17 protein-coding genes are annotated in these 22,274 nt (G+C 55.2%); 11 read left to right on the plus strand and 6 right to left on the minus strand.

The window, feature by feature from the left end; all coding sequences use genetic code 11:
• The first annotated feature begins 77 nt into the window (after positions 1 to 77).
• Positions 78 to 1,217 (plus strand): efflux RND transporter periplasmic adaptor subunit, encoded by a 1,140-nt coding sequence (locus tag E1297_RS43595; protein WP_155149521.1) that lies wholly within the window; start codon positions 78 to 80, stop codon positions 1,215 to 1,217.
• 4 nt (positions 1,218 to 1,221) lie between these two features.
• On the plus strand, positions 1,222 to 4,362 hold the full coding sequence (locus E1297_RS43600; RefSeq protein ID WP_155149523.1) for an efflux RND transporter permease subunit: 3,141 nt from the start codon (positions 1,222 to 1,224) through the stop codon (positions 4,360 to 4,362).
• Between the two features lie 230 nt (positions 4,363 to 4,592).
• Here E1297_RS43600 and bfr read toward each other — a convergent pair whose 3' ends face one another.
• Together bfr and E1297_RS43610 are read right to left on the minus strand one after the other, a co-directional pair.
• On the minus strand, positions 4,593 to 5,078 hold the full coding sequence (bfr, locus tag E1297_RS43605) for a bacterioferritin (RefSeq protein ID WP_155149524.1): 486 nt from the start codon (positions 5,076 to 5,078) through the stop codon (positions 4,593 to 4,595).
• A gap of 288 nt (positions 5,079 to 5,366) precedes the next feature.
• Positions 5,367 to 5,888, minus strand: a complete 522-nt coding sequence (locus E1297_RS43610) for a hypothetical protein (protein WP_155149526.1) — start codon at positions 5,886 to 5,888, stop codon at positions 5,367 to 5,369.
• Between the two features lie 183 nt (positions 5,889 to 6,071).
• Between E1297_RS43610 and E1297_RS43615 the strand changes: the two genes are divergently transcribed.
• Positions 6,072 to 7,739, plus strand: a complete 1,668-nt coding sequence (locus E1297_RS43615; protein ID WP_155149528.1) for an ABC transporter ATP-binding protein — start codon at positions 6,072 to 6,074, stop codon at positions 7,737 to 7,739.
• 34 nt (positions 7,740 to 7,773) lie between these two features.
• Here E1297_RS43615 and E1297_RS43620 read toward each other — a convergent pair whose 3' ends face one another.
• A complete protein-coding gene (locus tag E1297_RS43620; RefSeq protein ID WP_155149530.1) occupies positions 7,774 to 8,250 on the minus strand; it encodes an Lrp/AsnC family transcriptional regulator in 477 nt (158 codons plus the stop codon).
• Here E1297_RS43620 and E1297_RS43625 point away from each other — a divergent pair.
• Entirely contained in the window at positions 8,239 to 9,360 is a 1,122-nt protein-coding gene (locus E1297_RS43625; RefSeq protein WP_209016346.1) for a pyridoxal-phosphate dependent enzyme, read from the plus strand. The genes E1297_RS43620 and E1297_RS43625 overlap by 12 nt on opposite strands.
• A gap of 116 nt (positions 9,361 to 9,476) precedes the next feature.
• Here the strand turns inward: E1297_RS43625 and E1297_RS43630 are convergent, their stop codons facing one another.
• The 3 genes from E1297_RS43630 to E1297_RS43640 form a co-directional block, all read right to left on the minus strand.
• The gene (locus tag E1297_RS43630) at positions 9,477 to 11,249 is read right to left on the minus strand and encodes an adenylate/guanylate cyclase domain-containing protein (RefSeq protein ID WP_368669846.1); all 1,773 of its coding nucleotides are present in this window, start codon (positions 11,247 to 11,249) and stop codon (positions 9,477 to 9,479) included.
• Between the two features lie 92 nt (positions 11,250 to 11,341).
• Positions 11,342 to 11,986: a GNAT family N-acetyltransferase gene (locus E1297_RS43635; protein WP_209016347.1), complete on the minus strand. Its 645-nt coding sequence runs from the start codon at positions 11,984 to 11,986 to the stop codon at positions 11,342 to 11,344.
• Positions 11,987 to 12,282: 296 nt separating this feature from the next.
• Positions 12,283 to 13,119, minus strand: a complete 837-nt coding sequence (locus tag E1297_RS43640) for a TetR/AcrR family transcriptional regulator (RefSeq protein WP_155149534.1) — start codon at positions 13,117 to 13,119, stop codon at positions 12,283 to 12,285.
• 312 nt (positions 13,120 to 13,431) lie between these two features.
• Between E1297_RS43640 and E1297_RS43645 the strand changes: the two genes are divergently transcribed.
• From E1297_RS43645 to E1297_RS43675, 7 genes are read left to right on the plus strand one after another with little or no spacing between them, the layout of a single operon-like run.
• Positions 13,432 to 14,565 carry an LLM class flavin-dependent oxidoreductase gene (locus tag E1297_RS43645; protein ID WP_196223556.1) on the plus strand — a complete coding sequence of 378 codons (1,134 nt, stop codon included), beginning with the start codon at positions 13,432 to 13,434 and terminating at the stop codon, positions 14,563 to 14,565.
• 9 nt (positions 14,566 to 14,574) lie between these two features.
• Entirely contained in the window at positions 14,575 to 15,222 is a 648-nt protein-coding gene (gene ribB, locus E1297_RS43650) for a 3,4-dihydroxy-2-butanone-4-phosphate synthase (protein WP_155149537.1), read from the plus strand.
• 48 nt (positions 15,223 to 15,270) lie between these two features.
• Positions 15,271 to 15,648, plus strand: a complete 378-nt coding sequence (locus tag E1297_RS43655) for a nuclear transport factor 2 family protein (RefSeq protein ID WP_155149539.1) — start codon at positions 15,271 to 15,273, stop codon at positions 15,646 to 15,648.
• Positions 15,649 to 15,681: 33 nt separating this feature from the next.
• Positions 15,682 to 17,070 (plus strand): amidase family protein, encoded by a 1,389-nt coding sequence (locus E1297_RS43660; protein ID WP_155149542.1) that lies wholly within the window; start codon positions 15,682 to 15,684, stop codon positions 17,068 to 17,070.
• 51 nt (positions 17,071 to 17,121) lie between these two features.
• Complete coding sequence (locus E1297_RS43665) at positions 17,122 to 18,768, plus strand: long-chain-fatty-acid--CoA ligase (protein WP_368669847.1); 1,647 nt, start codon at positions 17,122 to 17,124, stop codon at positions 18,766 to 18,768.
• Positions 18,769 to 18,791: 23 nt separating this feature from the next.
• A complete protein-coding gene (locus E1297_RS43670; RefSeq protein WP_155149546.1) occupies positions 18,792 to 19,973 on the plus strand; it encodes an acetyl-CoA C-acyltransferase in 1,182 nt (393 codons plus the stop codon).
• Positions 19,974 to 22,274, plus strand: coding sequence for a 3-hydroxyacyl-CoA dehydrogenase/enoyl-CoA hydratase family protein (locus E1297_RS43675; RefSeq protein WP_155149548.1), 2,301 nt, complete (start codon positions 19,974 to 19,976; stop codon positions 22,272 to 22,274).

Raw genomic sequence — 22,274 nt, forward strand, 5'->3', positions numbered from 1 at the left:
TCTGTTGCAGTCTCATTCTTTGGGTGGGCTGCCACGTTGCGGCGGGGCTATGCAAAATAAATTACCAAGGGTTTGCAATGTATTTCACAAAATCAGGCTTCGTATCGGGTTCGACACTATGTTTGTTGGCATTCATCCTGTCGTCCGCCCCGGTTGAGGCGCAGACAGAGGCCCCTCCCAAGCCGAGCGTGGTGGTCGCAGAAGCATCGATGACGGCGGTCACATACAGCGATACCTATCTTGGTCGCATCGAGGCGATTGACTCGGTCGATATCATCGCTCGCGTTGATGGTTTCATTGAAAACATCAATTTCAAAGACGGTGCAAAGGTCGCATCAGGAGATGTCCTGATCGAGATTGAAGAAGATTCCTATCAGGCCGATATCACTCAGATTCAGGGCCAGATTGAATCCGCGAAGGCGCAGAAAACTCTGGCCGATATCGAATTGGACCGTCAGCAAAAACTATTTGCCAAAGGGGACACGCCGGAAAATGTCGTCCAGAAGGCACAAGCCGAGCAGGGTCAGGCAGATGGTTTGATCACCCAGTTGCAGGGCAGCTTGCAGGATGCTCAGATTCAGCTTTCCTACACCAAAATCGCAGCACCTTTTGACGGGCGTATCGGTCTGACAGACCTTAGCAAGGGTGCCTATGTGGGTCCGCAAAGCGGCACGCTTCTGACGTTGACCAGCATTGATCCGATCTATGTTTCCTTTCCGGTAGCCAATGCGCAACTGCTTGATTTCCAGAAAAAGGGCAAAAACCTGCAGGGTGGTAAAGTCACGCTTCAGCTTACTCTGGCGAATGGCGAGGTATATGAGAGTACGGGAAAGGTGGATGTCATCGATACCACGGTTCAGGAAAGCACGGATACCGTTCTTGTCCGTGGGGTTTTCCCCAATCCTGACGGGGCGTTGCTGAATGATCAGCTTGCCAGGGTCAACGTGATAGACAATCCGGATAAAAAGTCCCTGACCATACCCGCCGATGCGCTGCAAAGCGATCAGAGTGGCTATTTTGTCCTGACAGTCGGAAGCGACGGGAAGGTTGCAAAAACACCGATCAAGACCGGTGAGGTTACCGGAACACAGGCCGTGGTCACTGACGGGCTGAAAGAGGGCGACAAGGTGATCACCCAAGGCGCGCAGAAGGTGCGCGTGGGTATGGAAGTCACGGCAGAGCCGGCAGATACCACCAAGCAACCAGCCAAGGAATAAGCGAATGATCTCTCGTCTTTTCATTCGCAGACCGCGCTTTGCGATCGTCATTTCCGTATTGTTCACGTTGGCTGGTCTGATCTCGCTGACTCAATTGCCGGTGCAGCAACTGCCCGACATTGTACCGCCCACGGTACAAGTGACAGCCTATTACCCCGGGGCCAGCGCCGAAGTTGTCGAATCCACTGTCGCCCAGCCCATTGAGGAACAGATTATCGGCGTCAGCGACATGCTGTACATGAAGTCCACCAGCGGTGGGAATGGCAGCTACAGCTTACAGGTCACGTTCGAACCCGGAACGGATCCGGATATCAATGCGGTCAACGTTCAGAACCGGGTATCGCTTGCAACAGCCTCACTTCCTGATGAGGTGGTGCGAGCGGGGGTTGTTACGCAAAAGCAATCAACTTCGCTTTTGCAGGCGATTGCGGTCACGTCGGACAATCCTGAACACGACACGCTGTACCTGTCGAATTTTGCCACCATCAACCTGCTCGACAGTATCAAACGGTCCCCGGGTGTCGGGGATGCCACGATCTTTGGTGCGCAGAACTATTCCATGCGGATATGGCTGGATGTGGATACCATGACCGGGCTGAATGTTGCGGTGTCTGACGTTGTTTCTGCGTTGAATTCTCAGAACGTTCAGGCGGCTGTGGGTCGTGTCGGCGCTCAGCCGATGTCGGAAGATCCTACGTTTCAGCTGAACATTCAGACGCAAGGGCGTCTGAGCACAGTCGAAGAATTCGAGAACATTGTTGTCCGTGCTCAACCCGATGGGTCGTTCATATACATCCGCGACATCGGGCGGGTTGATCTGGGCGCGCAGTCGCAGGACTCATTTGCTCAGTTTGACGGCAGTCCGACTGCGATGATCGGGGTCTATCTGGCTCCGGGGGCCAATGCGCTGAACACAGCTGAAGAAGTGCGCAATGCAATCGAGCAGTTGGAGCCATCCTTCCCTGATGGGGTCAAATGGCAAATTCCCTATAACTCTGTCTACTTTGTCGAGGCCAGTATCGATGAGGTTGTTAAAACCCTGATCGAGGCTTTTGCGTTGGTCGTGCTCGTGGTGTTCCTGTTCTTGGGCAGCCTGCGGATGGCCTTGATACCTTTGATTGCGGTTCCGGTTTCGCTGATCGGCGCGCTGGCATTCATGATGGCGCTTGGTTTTTCGATCAACACCGTGACACTTTTAGCGTTGGTTCTGGCGATCGGCATCGTTGTTGATGATGCAATCGTTGTTCTCGAAAATGTCGAAAAAGTCATGTCAGAGCGACCCGATCTTTCGGTCCCCGAAGCCACCGCCGAGGCGATGGAGCAGATCACCGCCCCTATTCTGGCCATCACGTTTGTTCTTTTGTCGGTCTTCGTTCCGGTTGCGTTCATACCGGGGATTACGGGGGCTATGTTCCGTCAGTTTGCCGTTGCGGTGTCATTTTCGATGCTGATATCGGCGCTGAATGCGCTGACGCTTAGCCCGGCATTGTGTGCGATCCTTCTCAAACGTCATGAGGGACCCAAAAAGGGCCCTCTGGCCTGGGTCTCCCGCAGGATTGACAACGCCCGGGATGGGTATGCTGTCGTCGCAGGTATGTTTGCGCGGCGCGCCATTCTTGGCCTGGTCTTTCTTGGGGCTGCCATGTTTGGTGCAGGCACATTGTTCAAGATAGCACCGTCCGGATTCCTGCCGACCGAAGATCAGGGCGCGTATTTTGTGGAAATCCAGTTGCCTCAGGGTGCATCGGTAAATCGCACGGCCAAGGTCATGGATGAGGCCTATGAAATCCTGTTGAAGGCACCGGGCGTTCAGGATGTGATGACCGTCACGGGCTACAGCATTATTGATGGGCTTACGGAATCGAATGCTGGTTTCATGATTGCCATCATGAAACCATTCGAAGAACGCACGGACCCATCCCTATCCGTGGATGCATCGATTGCCTATACGGGCCAGCACCTTGCGGCGATGAAATCGGCCATCGGAATTCCCTTTAACCTCCCGCCGATTTCCGGGCTGGGAACCGGTTCAGGGTTCGAATTCCAACTCTTGGATCTGCAAGGTGGCAGCCCGCTGGAACTGGGTGCTGCCGCAAAGGGAATGATCACGGATGCCAATAGCGATCCGCGGCTTTCGGGCGTGTATACGACGTTTTCGGCCAATACGCCCAAGCTGAATTTGAATCTGGATCGAGAGAAGCTGCAGACCTTGGGTGTTGATGTCAGCACATTGTTTCAGGCGATGCAGGTCACAATGGGCGGGTATTACGTCAATGACATGAACCTGTTCGGGCGAACCTGGCAGGTTAATCTTGAAGCGGAGGAAGAGTTCCGAGGCACCATCGGAGATGTCAGTCGGATTCACGTACGCAACAATCAGGGTGAGATGGTTCCGGTGCGTTCTGTTGCTACGACGGAACTGACGACCGGACCTGAGAAACTGGTGCGGTACAATAACTATCGGTCTGTGACGATATCCGGCAATCCGGCACCGGGTGTGTCATCAGGCCAATCGATCACCGCCATGGAGCAGGTGGCCGCGAAATCCTTGCCTAATGGCTATAGCTATGACTGGACGGGAACTGCACAACAGGAAATCGCCGCGGCAGGAAAGACCCCAATCGTATTGGGCCTTGCGGTGCTCTTTGCTTACCTGTTTCTGGTCGCTTTGTATGAAAGTTGGACGATCCCACTGATCGTATTGCTCTCGGTCTCGTTCGCGGCTTGCGGCGCTATGGCGGCATTGCTGATCGCGGGTCTGGCCAACAACCTTTATGCCCAGATCGGGCTTGTTGTCCTGATCGCCTTGGCCGCCAAGAACGCCATTCTGATTGTGGAATTTGCAATGGACAGGCGCGCGAAGGGTATGAGCATCGTGGACGCAGCGATTGATGGGGGGCGATCTCGTTTCCGCGCCGTGATGATGACCAGTTTTGCCTTCATTGCAGGGCTTTTCCCTCTGGTCATCGCGACCGGAGCATCAATGCTTGCGCGCAAGGGCGTTGGGACACCGGTCTTTGGTGGCATGATCGCGGCTTCATTTGTCGGCGTGTTCTTTATTCCGGCCCTCTATGTGCTGGCGCAATGGTTCCGCGAGAAGGTTCATGGGCCGGGTGAGGTTCAGGAAACAGAGGAAATCAATTAAGCTAAGAGCCAGATTGGGGCGGATCGCCGGGAGCAGTTACAGAGCGATCCGCCCTCACGTGCCTTAGTTGACGCCATTCCGTTCTATTTAGCAGTTAGCCGCATACGGGTTCGTTGATGATCCATGGCGATCTTGCTGCGTGGAGTTTTGATAGCTGTGTTGCCATGTTGGACGACTAATATTGACGCATAAGAACGCTGGGTCCGAACCGCTGTTCACAGACGTTCAGTTTAGTCGGCATCCTCCATCTTGGTGGCATTGAGTTGCGCAAAGTGTTCGGCACCGACCCGGTCGTGCAACTCCAGTTGCGTTTCCAGAAAATCGATATGACCTTCTTCGTCTGACATCAGACTTTCAAACAAGCTCATCGAGACATAGTCGCCAGCATCCTTGCAGACATCGCGTGCCTCTTTGTAGAGCTTGCGCGCACTCTGTTCGGCAGCGAGGTCGCATTCCAGAGTTTCACGTGGGTTTTGTCCGATGCGTAAAGGGTCAAGTTTCTGCAGGTTTGGATGGCCTTCCAGAAAGATGATCCTCTCGATCAGTTTGTCTGCGTGCTCCATCTCTTCAATGGATTCCTCGCGGCTTTTCTTGGCCATGCTGCCGAGGCCCCAGTCATCCTGCAGCCGATAGTGGAGCCAATACTGACTGACGGCCGTCAACTCGTGGCGCAGTGCTTTGTTGAGATATTCCAATACCTTCTTGTCGCCCTTCATAGTGCTTCTCCCTGGCTGAGTTTAGTGGCTTGAGGTAGAGTCTATGGTTTGAATGGTATCATCATTTGCAACACTCTCAAAAAGTCAGCAATTTTCTGATGTGTTCAAAGGCTTACCCCTTTTTCTGACGATTCTTGTATGTTTTCAGCCAGTTGGCATGAAGCAGGCAGCGGCCTTCAATTGCGCGCAACTTGCCGAAACTACGGGCGCTGGGGACATGGAAACACGTGCGTTTCGGTTGACGCGTTTACGCCGTCTGAACGGACGGGCTGCTGCCCGGGATCAAGATCAGTTGTATCGTGGCTTTGAGACATCGCCGGTTATGATTGCGATACGCTCAAGTGATGCCAAGAGCTTTGTGCTGTGGCCGCCTTCGCACAAGAGCATGCAATTGGTTTCTGCAACCCCCCGAGTTCCGCGGCGGATGCTCTGCAGAGCTAATATTAGATAGCGTTCTTCATCTGTTATGCCCTGCGCGCAGTTCACGCAGTGCGGGTTTGTATAGCTGAATGCCCGAATCCGGCTTTGGCGCATGTCATTCAAGGCTATCAGCACTGCGTTTGCGATGGTTGCACCAAAAGGAACAGGAAACACCTGTTCCGCGTGACGGAATGCGTCGATCCATGCTTCGCTCTGCGGTTCGGAAAACGCCAGAAAGAAGTAGCGTGAAACGTGCAGCACATGTTTTTCAAAATCATCGAAACCGCAGCTTGAAACCGTTTGCTGCTTAGCCATCCGCGAAGCTTTGTTGCGCTGAGGTCCGCGTGATGGTTGTGAAATTGGCTCCATGTGCGCTTCCTTGCCAATCAATGAAAAAGTCGCCTGGCAGGGAAACCGAGGAAAAGCTGGGCGCGCTTTTCCTGACTATAATAGTAGGAATATGTCAAGGGGAATGGATCATGAGGCTTGTGTAAAGCCGAAATTACTGCTTGGCTGTGAACGACAAGGCCAGGTTTTCCCAGCTAGCAGAAAGATACTAACAGGGAAGCCGCCATGTCTGACGCCAGCCGTTCCAACGATCCAATCCTGGAAATCAAAAACCTGTCGATTGAATTGCCAAAGGGGGCCGACCGAAGATACGCGGTCGAAGATGTGACTCTGACGCTGAAACGCGGTGAAATTACCTGTATTGTCGGTGAAAGCGGATCAGGCAAGTCGGTGATGACCAGTGCCATCATGAACGATGTGCCGCCTCGTTTGCGCGTGAGTGCTGGTGAGGTTCTGTTCGACGGGCGCAACGTGCTGCATTTTAGTCAGTCCGAGCTGAATGAAATCCGCGGCGCAAGAATCTCGATGATCTATCAGGAACCCATGGCAGCGCTGAATCCGTCGATCAAAATCGGCGCGCAGGTAGACGAAGTTTTCAAGCTGCACAGGCCCGAGATTTCCAGAACGCAGCGCAAAGCAGAGACGCTGAAACTGCTTGAGCAGATGAAACTGCCCTCACCGCCCCGGATCTACGATAGTTACCCCCACCAGGTCTCGGGCGGGCAATGTCAGCGGATCGTCATCGCCATGGCCTTGGCGTGCAAGCCAGACATTTTGATTGCCGATGAACCGACCACGGCGCTGGATGTCACGACGCAAAAGGAAATCCTGAACCTGATCAATGATCTGAAAGAGGTTTACGACAACGCGACCGTCTTTATCACGCATGATTTTGGTGTGGTGGCAGATGTAGCCGACCGCGTTGCTGTCATGTGTTGGGGCAAGATTATCGAACAGGGGACCACACAAGAAATCCTGATGCACCCCAAAGAGGATTACACAAGGCTTCTGGTTGATGCGATGCCACTGCTGGAGACAGTTCGATCTCCTGATCTGACAAGAAACGACCCCGCTATTGTTGAAGTGAAATCACTGCACAAGGTTTATGGTACCGGATCCAAGCAGGTCCATGCGCTCAACGATGCCAGCTTTGCTTTGCGACGTGGCGAAACTCTGGGGGTTGTGGGTGAAAGCGGGTCGGGAAAATCCACGCTCGCCAAGGCTCTGATCCGATTGATTGAGCCGACTGAAGGGGCGGTCATAGTCAACGAACACGATTTTCTCGCCTTGCAGGACCAGTCACTGCAACAGGCGCGGCGCGAAATACAGATGATTTTCCAGGATCCGTACGGGTCGCTTAATCCCACGCAAACTGTTGGGAACATTATCACGCGCGGCCCGACTCTGCAGGGCATGAGCCAGCGGGAGGCCAAAGCCAAAGCGATGGAGTTGCTGGACCTCGTCGGTTTGAAGCCCGAAGCGTATTATCGCACCCCGCGCAATTTCTCGGGTGGTCAGCGTCAGCGCATTGGCATTGCCCGCGCGCTGTCGATGAACCCGGATGTTGTGATTGCTGATGAATCTGTTTCAGCGCTGGACCTGTCGATTCAAAAACAGGTACTGCGCCTGATGAACGATCTGCAAAAAAAGTATCAGATGGCCATCATTTTTATCACCCACGATCTGAGGGTCGCTGCGCAAATCTCTGACTATATCACTGTGATGGAGAAGGGCGTGATGGTCGAGTTTGGTACTGCAGATGAGGTATTTAACGCGCCCAAACATGAATATACCAAGAAGCTGCTTGATGCAGCGCCTGGTCGCGATTGGCACCCCCCACGCCTGAGCGTTGAAGAGGCAACGCAGATCGCGCAGAGTATCGAAAGAGAGTGACCCTTTCCGAGTTGAGTAGATTGTTTTTGCGAAGTTAGGGATCGTTGGGGTCGGTAGTTGGGATCGGCAATTCCAGACCTATTTTCTTGCGCCCCATCACGACGGAGGTTCGAAAGCGTCGGACATTTGAATTGTTAAAGAAAAGGCGTTTTGTCAGCGCTTCAAAATCTTCCATGTCGATTGCTGTGCAGATCAGGCAGAAATCGGCCTCACCCGTTACGTAGTAGCATTGCTGAACCATCGGCTCGGTCTGAATGCATCGGGTGAACGCATCGATTTGATCTTGGCGTTCGCGTTCAAGTTCGACCATCACTACAAATGTCATATGAACGCCGATCTTTTTGGGATCGATCACAGCAACTTCTTTCGTGATCATGCCTCTGTCGCGCAAAGATCGCAGCCGTCGCTGCACCGAGGCTACAGACAATCCGGTCTCGGCTGCCATCGCTTCCAGCCCACGCCTCGAGTCGGTCTGCATCAAATCCAAAAGCTGTGCGTCATGCTTGTCCATCGAGAGGCTCCGGTATTTGGCGAATTGCCGAGAAACATTCTCGCAAAATACGTCAATGGTGATCAGTTAATATCAGAACTATTCGATACCGTCGTGTTCATGGAACAGAGAATCACACTAGACCCCAAAAAACCGCGTGCACTTTGGCGGATGAACTCCGTTTACGGGCCGACCCCGTTAGACAGTGTGGAATACCGCGGCAGAACACTTTTGGTCAAAGATGAAACCGCACGCATGGGGCTGGGCGCGTTCAAGGCGCTGGGTGGGATCTATGCCGTGGCGCAAATGATTGCGGACAAGGCGGGTATCTCGGTCGCGCCCGAGGGCTATAGCAGTGACGATTTTCTTCGAACCGCTGAAGCGATGACTTTCGTATGTGCCAGCGCAGGCAATCACGGGATGGCGGTCGCAGCAGGTGCCGCGATGTTTGGTGCCAAAGCGCGCATTCACCTCGCGGAGACAGTACCCGAGGCCTTTGCAACTCGGCTGCGCGAAAAAGGTGCCGAGGTTGTCAGATCAGGCGATGATTATGAAGCCAGCATCGCCGCCGCGATCGAGGATGCCGAGGCCAGTGGTGCCGTCCATTTGGCTGACGGTTCGTGGACCGGATATACCGAACCGCCCCGTCTGGTGATGGAGGGCTATACCGTTATGGCTGAGGAGATGCGCGAAACCTTTGAGGCAACAGGCAGTTGGCCCAGCCATGTGTATCTGCAGGCTGGTGTTGGTGGGCTGGCTGCGGCAGTCGCTTACATGATCCGCTCATCATGGGCTGTACAACCACGTATTCTTGTCGTTGAACCCGATGCCGCGCCGTGTCTGCGTGAAAGTGCGCGGGCAGGCCAGTTGCTGACGGTTTCGGGGCCGACTTCGAACATGGGCCGTCTGGATTGCAAGACGCCTTCGATGCTTGCGTACGAGATTTTGCGTGATGCAGCAGATGAATGGTTGATTGTGACAGATGCCGAGGCCGAAGAGGCCGTGGGGAAAGCAAGGGAGATGGGGTACTCTACAACGCCTTCCGGTGCAGCAGGATTAACCGCATGTCTGGCTGGTGACGCCCCTCATCCTTTGGTGATCTTGTCAGAGTGTGGATTGGATGACGACTGATTTGACGCCGTCCGGCTGCGACGGACGCAAATGCGACCACTACTGTACCGGCATCTTGAACCACTGCCAGGTTAACGGTGAAAGCGTGTTCGGTCAGTAATCATCTCGGTTGTGCCTTACTGGAAACCAGCCTTCTTGAGGCCTTCGACAAAGTGCTGGGTGTCCTCAGGGCGTCGATCCGGCTGCACGTTCTCCCAACGCTTGAGCGAAAAATTCGGATGCGCCTTGCGGTGCCTGTCGGCAATATCCCGGGCCGCGTCCAACTTGCCCATATGTGCGAAACTGGCCGCCAGAAGGCGCTGCCCCTCGGTCGGGTTGTTCATCTTGCTTACATGCTGAACAGTCTGAGAGTATTCCTGAAGATTGAAATATGCCCCGGCAAGATGCCACAGATATTGATCCGGAAAGTAGGGATTGAGCCGCATGGCTCGCTGCAGATATTCAATTGCCGTTTCATTTTGCCCCGAATGTGCCATCGCATCAGCATAGTCTGAGTGCATGTCCGCGTCATTGGGGTTGAGAGACAATGCCCGCTTGTAGGACTCGATCGCTGCGTCGTGTTCTTTGCGATAGAGATGCACGTAGCCTAGCTCGCCAAAGCCTCTGGCATCCGAGGGGTCCAACTCTACCGCGCGCTGCGCATAAACCAGTGCCTTGTCGAGCGCGGTGTCGGGGTCAGTGGTCCAGGAGTAGCGCCAGTCGATGTTCAGGGTTCGTGACAAAGCGGCTGCGGCGCGCGCGTATCTGTCGTCGCGCTCAAGGGCGGATTCGTAACAGCTCTGAGCTATCCGGTTGTCGTTGCGCGTATATCTGAAAATATAGTGCTGCCCCTTGAGGACCTCTCCGTAAGCTGCAAGGTTACTTGGCGTGGCTTGCACCATCCTCTTGCGCTCGTGGGATTCAATCATCACGGCGGTGGAGGCAACAATGCATTCGGTCACTTCATCCAGAATGTCGAAAACATCGTCTATCTTGCGGTCAAAACGCTCACCCCAAATTGTCCTTTCGGACATCGCATCGATCAGTTCGGCAGTGATACGGATGCGACTGTCCGATCTGCGAACGCTGCCTCGCGCGATGTAACGCACGTTTAGCCGGCGCGCTGCCTCTTTCGGAGACATAGACTGGGTTTTGAAGAAGAATGATGAGTTGCGGGCGATAACGAACAAGTTCCGGAATTTGGACAGGTTCATAATGATGTCATCGGTCAGCCCATCTGCGATCCAACTGTCTGCCTCGTCATTACCGGCGCTGGTGAAGGGCAGGATCGCTACGGAAGGGATGTCCGGACGATCCATCAATTCCACTGGCGAGTCAGGGCGCAATGTTGCGGCCATGGTCGCCCCCTCGGCCTCGCTGCGCACGCAATAGGTCGAAATTGGCGACAATATGTTCTTGAGCTGTTTCGGTCCGAGGAACTCATAGCCATATCGCAGCCGATTGCAGACCTGTTCATATACCGCTGCACTGACATAGACACGCTCGGGTTCTGCGATCTCCTGCAGCCTTGCTGCGATGTTGACGTTGTCACCATGGATACCGCGTTCGTCGATCAGGATTTCCCCAAGGTGAATACCGGCGCGGAACTTGATCTTGTCATTTTCCGTGCGTGTCCTGTTGTGCTGTGCAGCAATTCTGTGCAGTTCGATTGCAAATTTGACGGCGCTCGTGGCCGTTTCAAACAGGGCAAGAATGCCATCGCCCCGAATTTCTATGACATTGCCCTGATAGTGCGTACAGGTGGCTTCGAGCTGTGACAGGAGGGACTTCAATGAACTGTAGGTGTCCAGTTCATTTTGACTCATGAGCCTTGAGTAACCGACGACATCGGCAAACAATACGGCGCCAAGTCGTTGTCTGATCAATGGTCCAGAATTGGTGTCGTTCACGGTCGGTACTCGATTAGCACTTTGCTTCGATCATATAGGCTACGGTATGGCTGCACGCTGTTCCCCCAAGATGGACTGCAAGTTTCAGTCGTTTATTCGCGCTCGGCACATTGCGGCGGCCAGGACCAGGCCGCTGACGCGTCCGGCCCAATGGTGATTATTGTTTCCGAACCCAATTCATGCGTCAATTCCTGACGCTTAACCCTCCATTCCTCCTGCAGAATACCAACAGCCACCATGTCGTGAAACTGTCCGTTTGCAAACCAGGCTTCTCGCATTTTGCCTTCGACCTGACATCCTACCCGGCTGACCAGATCGCGGCTGTTGTGGTTATCAGCACGATAGTACGATGTTACGCGATTCAAGCCCAATTGTCTGAAAGCAAAATCCAGAACCAGACACAGTGCTCTGATCCCGACGCCGCATCGCCGGATTGATTTATCGATGAACAGCGCGACGACAGCATCTCGGTTGATCTGCGATATTGCCTCTAGTCCTATCGCCCCAAGCGCTTCGCCACTGTCGGATTCGATCATGAACCAGCATGTACTATGGTCGATAGGTGTCCCAACAATATTACTCCAGTGCTCCTCCATCTGGCACTGGTTGAGCGGGATGCGAGATTTTCTGTCAAAACGAGCGAGATCTTCCACATCCTGAAACCAGTATGTGATGATCTCCAGATCCGATTTCGTCAATGGGCGCAGTCTGAATGCGCTGGTCGGGGGTTTGGACACAGAAATGACTACCCTCAAAACTCGATTTACAATTAACTATTCGTGCAACAATAACACAAAAAATTCTTGAATACGAAACTGGTAATCTAAAATCGGCTCGATCGCAATCCAGCTCTGATGCAGTGCTTTCTCAGAACACATTAGGTAATGTATCAATCCTGTTTTTTGTTGAATCAGGATGTCAACAAATCTTCAAAAATAGAACGTATTGAGCAATCATGAATGGGCGCATGGGCAGGTTTTGCAACGAAAAGTTGACGCCCGCTTTGATTTGAACGCTTCACCTGGTGCGAAGTTTAATGGTCGCTCTTGCCGCTAGGCGACAATACGCCGTCGAGGATAAGCATTTTCAGGCTATCGCGTATTTCTTGTTCGGGGAACTTGCCGATGCTCCAGTGCCGCAATGACCATACCGTACACAGAAAGTACAGATAGTTGGCCATGAGTTCCGTGTTCATAGGGCGGAAAATCTGCTGCTCAACGCCCTGATCCAGAATTGTTTGCCAACGCCCCATGAATTTGCGCTCCATGTCGAATACGCGGGCCCGGTTTTCGGCCGACATTGAACGAGTCTCCGAATAAACCAGATTAATGTAGCGACGGTTTTCACCGATGTAATCGATATAGCGATCCACGGCTCTAATCAGGTTCTGGTCTGCGGGGCCCTTAAACAACTCGCCTGTGTCGAAAAAGTCGATAATACCCTGCATGCACATGGTCGTAATCAGATGCAGGATTTCGTCCTTGTCCTTGATGTATTTGTACATCAGGGGAACCGACAGTCCGGATTCCTTTGCGATCTCGCGCATGGATGCGTTTCCGAAACCGTGTTTTGCAATTACTTTGCAGGCGCCTTCAAAGATCTGACGGCGCCGCTCTTCGGCTGTATCAGACAGCGGCCGTGCAGGTTTTTCTGGCGGTACTGTGATGGGAGCTGTGCCTACAGCAGTCTCTACGGAAAAGGTACAGATCACCTCCATGATGACAGAAGAACTGCCAAGGTTCTGGTCGGTTTGAACAATAGAAACGCGAAACGAGTTCAGTGGCGAATCGTCGGGTGAAATTCGGGCTGCCTGCGCCTCGATCTGACCCTGACCAGCTGCAGCCAAATTGGTCGCTGATGTATTGATCATTGTTGATCGCGTCGTGTTTCCTAGGCTCTTTAATTCATCGCGTGCAGCATCGATCGCCAGAGTCAGGCATACGGTATCCAATTGGGATTTCTCAAGAAATTCCTCTACTTGCGATGCGGAATACAAAAACACGCGGCCTGCCTCCTTTGGATCTGACCCGTGGTCAACATCTTGAAATCCCTACCAGATGTCCAGTTAGAAAAATCTGCAATACGCACAAGACGCTGGGGAAGGTGATTCAAGACTTGACGCAAAGAGATGCTGTGTGTGACAGTTAGTGAACGTTCAATAAAACTCCGGGAGAACACCCGCATGAAGTTCAAGATTCTCGCCATTCCTTTCGCGCGTCAGCACGGCGAAGATGTTCAGCTTGCCGGTCGCGACCCCGCGCGATTCAACAAGATGATGACCACGTTGCGGGATCAGATGGTTCTGGCCGAGGAGCTTGGCTACGAAGGTTTCTGTCTGACCGAACACCACATGCAGGTCGAAGGGGTGGAATGCACCACCAACCCGCTGTTCTGGAACATGTACATCGCCCAGCACACCAAGGATTTTAAGGTGGGTCAGCTGGGGATGAACCTGACCGCGATGAACCCGATCAAGACGGCTGAGGACATAGCCTTGCTGGATCACATGACTGGAGGTCGCGTCTTTGCAGGCTTTTCGCGTGGGAACACACCGCGCTGGACCGCAACCATGGGTCAACATTTGGATATCACCTCGGCCGAGTCCGACAAATCCGAGGCCGACCAGCGCAATCGCCGCGCCCTGTATGAGAACTGGCGTCTGATCAAGTCGCTGTGGACCGATGATCTGACCGAGCATCAGGGCGAGTTCTGGAATTTTCCGTCCAATGTGAAATGGGAGTTTAACCCGACCAAGCTGTGGGGCGGTGACAGTCCTGTCGATGAGAACAAAATCCTGCGCAAGTCGGGGATCGTTCCTCGCCCGTTGCAAAAGCCGCACCCCAAAGTCTATGCGCCGTTCTCGTATTCGATGGAAACCGCAAAATTCTGGGCTTCGGAAGGCGCAAAGATGGTGTCCTTTGTGACCGCCGACAAAGAAGAGTTCATGCCGGTGATTCTTGAGAACTGCCTGCAGGCAGCGCATGAAAAGGGTCTCAAAGACACGACCAATAACGATGTTCTGGCTTTGGGCGCACATCTGATGATGGGCAAGACCCCCGCCAAGACCAAACAGTATCGCGAGATGTTCGATAAGCTGTGGTTTTCGGCCTACGACGCGCCGCCATACCATGTGCCGCTTGGTCGTGTCTGGGATGGCTCGCGTCAACAGGTTCTGGATCAGGTCGGTGAGCTAGCCGAACGTTACCAGATCGATGAGTTCTTTGTCTGGCACCACGTGAACTACTTTGGTGACGAGATCGAACAGGAAGCACTGATCGAATTCGCCGAAGGCGTCATCAAGCCGCTGAACGGGTAAGGAAATATCATGTTCGACCTGCATGAAGTTTATCGGCTGTCGCCTATCGAAGACATTATCGCGGACTGCGCTCTGGGACGCATGGTTATCCTCGTCGATGATGAGAGCCGTGAAAACGAGGGCGATCTGGTAATCCCTGCCACCTGTGCAGATGTGGTGGCCGTAAACTTCATGGCGCGTTTTGGTCGGGGTCTGATTTGCATGGCGATCAGCCCCGAACGGGCCCAGCAGTTCAGCCTAGGGCCTATGGCAGCGTTAAACACCGACCCTCACCACACAGCGTTCACCATTTCCGTGGACGCTAAAGAAGGTACCACCACAGGTATTTCCGCCAGCGATCGCGCGCGAACAATTGCGTTGCTGGCGTCTAATGATGGGTCGGCTGCCGATCTGGTTTCACCCGGGCACATGTTCCCGCTGGTGGCAAAGTCTGGTGGTGTCCTTGAACGCGAAGGTCATACCGAAGCCGCGGTCGATCTGGCCCGATTGTCAGGGCAGGGCGATGCCGGCGTGATCTGTGAGATCATGAAGGACAACGGTGAAATGGCGCGGCTGCCCGACCTTCTGGAATTCGGGGCTCGTCATGGTCTCAAGGTGGGTACGATCGAAGGCCTCAGACGATATCGTCAGGGGTTGCCCGCCAGCAAGGCCGCGTGACGGCAAACTCCCACAGCGTCTCAACACACTCACGACCGAGGACATCCCATGACCGCATTCGCCGAAATCGAAGCCCTGATGCAAGCTTACATCGAAAATCTGCATGATGGGGACATCAGCAAGACAGATCAGATGTTCCTGCCGGAATGTGACCTGTGCTGCGCCAATGAAGACGGTAGCTATGTCCATATGACGCTGGATAATTACAAAGAGCTCATTGGCGGGCGTGAAAGCCCGAAATCCAAGGGCTATCCGGTATACGGCCACACAATCTCGATCGACCAGTCCGGCCCGAATACCGCCATGGTCAAAATCGACTGTGCCGTGCAACCCCGGTATTTCATCGACTACCTGTCACTGGTCCGTACGGGCGAGGGCTGGAAAATTGCGGCCAAGGTTTACTACGTCCAGCGCACCGAAGACTGATCCCTCAATCTGACCGAGCCAGAATTTTCGCACATGACGGCCCCTTATTCTCAACTTTCGGCGCGTGCGTTGGTGCAGGCCTATGCCCGACTGGAGCTGTCTCCGGTCGAGGTGACGCAGGCCGCTTTGGACCGGATCGCTCAGGTCAACTCAAAGATCAATGCCATATACCATCTGGAGGCAGAGCCCGCGTTGGATGCGGCGCGGGCCTCTGAACAACGCTGGTATGATAACGAGCCGCAAGGTCCGTTGGACGGTGTTCCAACAACGATCAAGGATGCATTGGATTGTATTGGCATGCCTGCTTATCGCGGGTCAGCCGCCGGATCCGAGACGATCAGCACCACCGATCATCCGACAGTCGCGCGGATGCGCGAGGCCGGATCAGTCATCCTCGGCAAGAACACTATGTGCGACTTCGGTATCCTTGCTGGGGGCGTCAGTTCGAAACACGGGGTCACCCGTAACCCCTGGAACCTGTCACGCACGACCGGCGCGTCATCCTCTGGTGCATCGGCCAGTGTTGCCGCAGGGATCGAGCCTGTTTCAATTGGCACAGATATTGTGGGTTCAATCCGTCTGCCTGCCTCGTATTGCGGATTGGTGGGTTTCAAGCCCAGTCAGGGGCGCGTGCCATATTACAGGTGTAACAGCCCGGCCCTGACAGCCGGCCCTCTGGCGCGTAGCTTTGGCGATGTTGCGCTCCACATGAATGTCCTGACAGGCGAGGACACACGCGATTTCTCTGCGTTGGAACGCGATGGCATCAACTATGTTTCCCGGTTGTCCCGTTCAGATTTCAAGACAAAATCAGTTCTGGTCGTTCCCGAACTCGGTCTGGGTGAACCGGTAGCTGATGATGTGCGCGTAGCCGTCCTGAAGGTTGCACAAGTGTTGCGTGATTTGGGGGCAGAGGTCACCTATTGCGAAACCGCACCATTCAGCAGTGTCGACTGGGAACCGGCCGAGGCGTTCTATAAGATCCGCACTTTGTCAGAGTTGATGCGCCAGCCTGAGGCTGAACAGGCCAAAACACCCTACATTCGTGACTGGTTCGATGATGCCCGTAGTCTGACTGCGGTTCAGCACCAACGTAACTTCGATCATACGCAAACCTTGCGCGAGCGCGCTCTGGCGATGATGGGAGTGCATGACTTTGTACTGCTTCCGTCGACGCCGGACACCGCGTTTGCGGCCGAACTGCCCGGATCGGATCCTGAAAGGCCCTTTGAAAGCTGGGCCAATACCTTCCTGTTTAATCTGACCGAACAGCCGGCTGCGAGTATCCCGGCCGGGCTGGACCGCTGCGACTTGCCGATTGGCGTTCAGCTTGTCGGGCGTAGATATGATGATCTGGGCGTTTTGCAGGTTGCCTGGAGGATCGAGCAGGAAATCGGAGAGATGCCCCAAGCCCCGCTCTAAAAACAGCAAACAATACTTCCAACAGTTATGCGCGAATTTCAGGAGGTTGAAGTGACCGAAAAGAGCACAATCCCCGGCCAAATCATGACCATGCCGCTGACCGTGACCAGCATATTTTGTCATGCGATGCGTGCACATCCCGAAGCAGAGATTGTCTGGCGCAATTCGGACATGTCGATTGATCGCTATACCTATGCCGATATGGGGCGACGTACTCAGCAACTGGCCCACGCCTTGACGGTGCTGGGAGTGGGTCCGGGTGACAGGGTGGCGACGCTAGCCTGGAACAATAACCAGCATCTGGAACTCTACTATGCCTTGGCTTGCATCGGGGCCATCTGCCACACAATCAACCCTCGTCTGCACCTGGATCAGATTGCATTCATCATCAACGATGCGCAGGATACTCATCTGTTCTTCGATACAACATTTGCGTCGCTGGTCGATGCCGTGTCGGAACGCTGCCTATCTGTGCAGGGCTGGTATAGCCTGACCGGACCTGATCGGGTGCCGGAGATGAATACCGAGGTCAGCGACTACGAAACGCTGATCTCAGGTCAGCCAGAAACGTACGCCTGGCCGGAACTTGACGAAAATGCAGCGATGGCGCTGTGCTATACCTCTGGCACCACCGGTAACCCCAAGGGGGTTCTCTATTCTCACCGGGGAACCGTGCTGCATGCCATGGGCGTGTCGGGTGGCGACTGGCTTGCGCTAAGCTCTAAGGATGCGTCGTTGCCGGTTGTGCCGATGTTTCATGCCTGTGCCTGGGGTATTCCTTATGCCGCCCTGATGAACGGCACCAAGCTGGTCATGCCCGGCCCGGGCATGGATCCGGCACCGTTGCAAGAGCTGATGGATGGCGAAGAGGTCACCATGATCTCGGGCGTGCCGACCGTCTGGCTGGGCCTGTTCGAATATCTCGATCAGCGCGGTGAAAAGCTGAAGACAGTAAAACGCGCAATGATGGGTGGGTCGGCGGCGCCGCGGTCACTGATCGAACAGATCGAACTGGGCCATGGCATCGATGTTGTCCACGGCTGGGGTATGACCGAGTTGAGCCCTGTCGGGACATTGTCTGTTCCTAAATGGGGTGAAGACAAGCTGCCGGATGACGACCGTATCGAGCTCAAGACCAAACAGGGCCGGGCGCTCTATGGGATCGAACTGCGTATCGTGAACGATGAGGGGCAGACCTTGCCGCATGATGGGGTTGCCTCAGGCATGTTACAAGTGCGGGGGCATTGGGTTGCTAGCAGCTATTGGGGTGGGGCCGGAGCCGACGCCTTTACCGCAGACGGCTGGTTTTCGACGGGCGACGTCGCTGCGATCGATCCAAAGGGATATTTGCGCCTGACCGATCGCACCAAGGATGTCATTAAGTCGGGCGGCGAATGGATTTCCTCCATTGATCTGGAAAACATCGCCATGAGCCATCCGGATATTCTTGAGGCCGCCTGTATTGCCGCGAAACATCGCAAATGGGACGAGCGCCCTTTGATTGTGGCCGTCAGGCGCGAAGGGTCAGATGTCAGTCGTGCCGACGTTCTTGCGCTCTACGATGGCCAAATCGCCAAGTGGTGGACGCCTGATGACGTGGTGTTTCAGGCCGAGCTACCGCACACCGCAACCGGTAAGGTTTCGAAACTGCATCTGCGTGAGCAATTCGCAGACCACAAGCTGCCAACCGACAACTAATTCTGTTTCTGAGGATCACTCCCATGCGTTCTGCCGTTATCGTCTCGACCGCCCGTACAGCTATTGGCAAAGCCTTTCGCGGTGCCTTCAATGACACACACCCCGCTGTTTTTGGCGGCCATGCCGTCGCCGAGGCGGTCAAGCGGGCTGGGGTCGATCCGGCCGAGATTGAGGACGTGATCATCGGTAACGCTGTGCCCGAAGGCGCAAATGGTGGCAATCTGGGCCGTCAAATCGCTATGCGTGCGGGCCTGCCGGTGACGGCGTCGGGACAGACGATCAATCGGTTCTGTTCTTCGGGGCTTGAAGCGCTGGCCCGGGCCTGTTCGCGGGTCATGGTCGATGGCTGTGACGTGGTAGTCGGCGGCGGTGCGGAAAGTATCTCGCTGGTGATGGGGCGCGACAACACTTATCGGCTGAAGGAAGAGTGGATCGAGAACAACATCCGGGGTTTCTATGATCCAATGATCAAGACCGCAGATACCGTGGCCGAACGCTACGGTATCAGCCGCGAGGCACAGGATGCATTCGCCCTGCAATCGCAACAGCGTACCGCTGCTGCACAAGAGGCTGGCAGGTTCGACGATGAGATCGTTCCGATCACGGTCACCAAGATGAATAAGGACAAGGAAACCGGTGAAGTCACCCAAGAAGAGGTCACGCTGACCCGCGACGAGTGCAACCGCCCCTCGACCACGCTGGAAAGCCTGCAGGGTCTGACCCCGGTAATGGGTGAGGGCAAGTGGATCACCGCCGGTAATGCCTCGCAGTTGTCGGATGGTGGGTCGGCGCAGGTCGTGATGGAAGAGAAGCTGGCCGAAAAGCGCGGGCTTGAGCCTCTGGGCCGCTATGTGGGCTATGTGGTTTCCGGTTGCGAACCCGACGAGATGGGCATTGGTCCGGTCTTTGCGGTGCCGAAGCTGCTGGAGCGCAATGGGCTGAAGATGGACGATATCGGCTTGTGGGAACTGAACGAAGCGTTCGCCAGCCAAGCGCTGTATTGTCAGCAGAAACTGGGTATTCCCGACGAGATCCTGAACGTCGATGGCGGTGCGATCTCGGTGGGTCACCCCTATGGCATGTCGGGCACCCGCATGGTTGGCCACGCGCTGATCGAGGGCAAGAAGCGCAGAGCGAAATACGTTGTGGCCACCATGTGCATCGGCGGTGGTATGGGCGCGGCCGGCCTGTTCGAGGTTCTGTAAATGGGCGCGATCAACAAGGTTGCCGTCATCGGTTCCGGCGTGATGGGAGCAGGCATTGCCGCTCATTTCGCCAACGCCGGGGCGCAGGTGCTTTTGCTGGACATCGTGCCAGATGGAGCTGCGGATCGCTCGGCGCTCGCCAAGGATGCGATTGCGCGTATGACCAAGGGCCGCGCGCCGCAACTGGCCGATCCGGCCTATGCCACGCGGCTGACTGGCGGGAACCTCGAAGACGATCTGGCTTTGCTGTCTGACTGCGATTGGGTGGTCGAGGTTGTGTTGGAGGATCTTGGCATCAAGCGAGACCTCTATGCCAAGATCGCACCGCATATGCGGGATGATGCGATCCTGAGCTCGAACACTTCGACAATCCCGCTGGCGGACCTGATGGCGGAATTGGACGAAAGTCGGTGCAAACGTTTTGTCATTACTCATTTCTTCAACCCGCCGCGATATATGCGGCTGCTCGAACTTGTCACTGGACCGAAAACCGATCCGGAGGTGGCCGAACGCGTCCGCGCCTATGTTGACGAGCGTCTGGGCAAGACCATGGTGCTGTGCAACGACCGGCCCGGCTTTATTGCCAACCGTCTGGGCGGCCTTTGGATGAACGTCGCTGTGCGCGAGGCCGTTGCTCGTGGCATCACGGTCGAAGAGGCCGATGCTGTTCTTTCGCGCCCCTTCGGTGTTCCGGGAACCGGCATTTTTGGTCTGTTCGATCTGGTGGGCATCGACCTGATGGGCAAGTCGCGCCTGTCGATGCGGTCGCTGCTTGAGGCTGACGATCCGCAACAGATCCACACCGAGGGTGTCGATACGTTCGACCGGATGGCCGCAAAGGGCTATGTCGGGCGCAAGGGTGATGGATCGGGTTTCTATCGCCGATCTAAGGACGCGGCGGGCAAAACCGTTGTGGAAGCCATCGACCTTGAGACGCTGGTTTACCGCCCGCGCGCCAAGGCGCCGGAACTGGCGAAAGCCTTTGGAACTGATTTCATCGACCAAAAGGGCGATCGGTTGGCTGATTATGCATGGGCGGTGATGAGCGCGACTCTGTCCTATGCGGCCTACTGCGTGCCCGAAGTCACCGATAGCCCGGCGGCCGTAGATGCGGGCATGGAGCTGGGATACAACTGGCGCATGGGCCCGTTCCGCCTGATGGATAAGATCGGCGTGGCCAAGATCGCTGCCCGTCTTGTTGAAGAAGGTCAGGATGTACCGCCTTTGCTGGCCTTGGCGGCGGAACGCGGCGGTTTCTATTCGGGGCGGGGTCGTGATTGTAAGGTGCTGCTGCCCTCGGGTGAGCAGGCGGATACACCGCGCGGACCCGGAGTGATCTTTGCCTCGGACTTCACGGATGATCCGGTTTTCACCTCCGAGGCCGTTGCCCTGCGCGACATGGGCGATGGAGTTGCGTTGCTGTCCATCACTTCACCCAACGCCGCCTTGGATGATCTGGTGATGCAGGGGATTTCCGATGCACTGGATGTCGTGGAACGCGATTTCCGCGCGATGGTTATCGGCTCCGACGGCAGTCACTTCTCGGTCGGCGCCAACTTGAAGAAGGCGCTGGACCGCGCAGACGCTGGCGAATTGGATCTGGTCGCTGGGCAATTGGCAATCGGTCAGGCCACCTTACGCAAGATGAAATACGCGCCGTTTCCGGTAGTCTCGGCTGCCTGTGGTCTGGCCTTGGGCGGCGGGTGTGAGATCCTGATGCATTCGGACCGAGTCATGGCGACGCTGGAAAGCAATATCGGTCTGGTCGAGGCCAATGTGGGCCTGTTGCCCGCATGGGGCGGAACAACGGCCCTGTTGCTGCGCAAGACAGCGGAATTGGGCGATCCGGTTAAAGGGGCCGAAGCAGCATTTGGTGTCATATCGACGGCGCTGATGGTGGGATCTGCTCCTATGGCGCAACATGCTGGCTATCTGCGTACAGACGATGGGGTGGTGATGAACCGGGACCGGTTGTTGGCGGACGCGAAATCGGAAGCCTTGGAACTGGCCAATGGCTATGCCGCTCCGACCAAGGTCGAAATCGTGCTGGACGCCGCTGCGATCAATACTGCGCTTGAGCCAAAGCTGGCCGCGCTGGCCGAAGCAACTGCGGACGCGCCCTATACGATCGAGATCGCACGCGAGACGGCGCATGTTCTTGCAGGGGGTGACGGTGGCACTCTGGATGAAGTGGTACTGCACAAGTTGGAAGCCGAAGGCATGATGCGCCTGATCCGACAGGATAAGACCATCGAACGGATGCGGCACACCATGAACACCGGCAAGCCGCTGAAAAACTGA

It is taken from the genome of Roseibium sp. RKSG952, assembly GCF_009711355.1.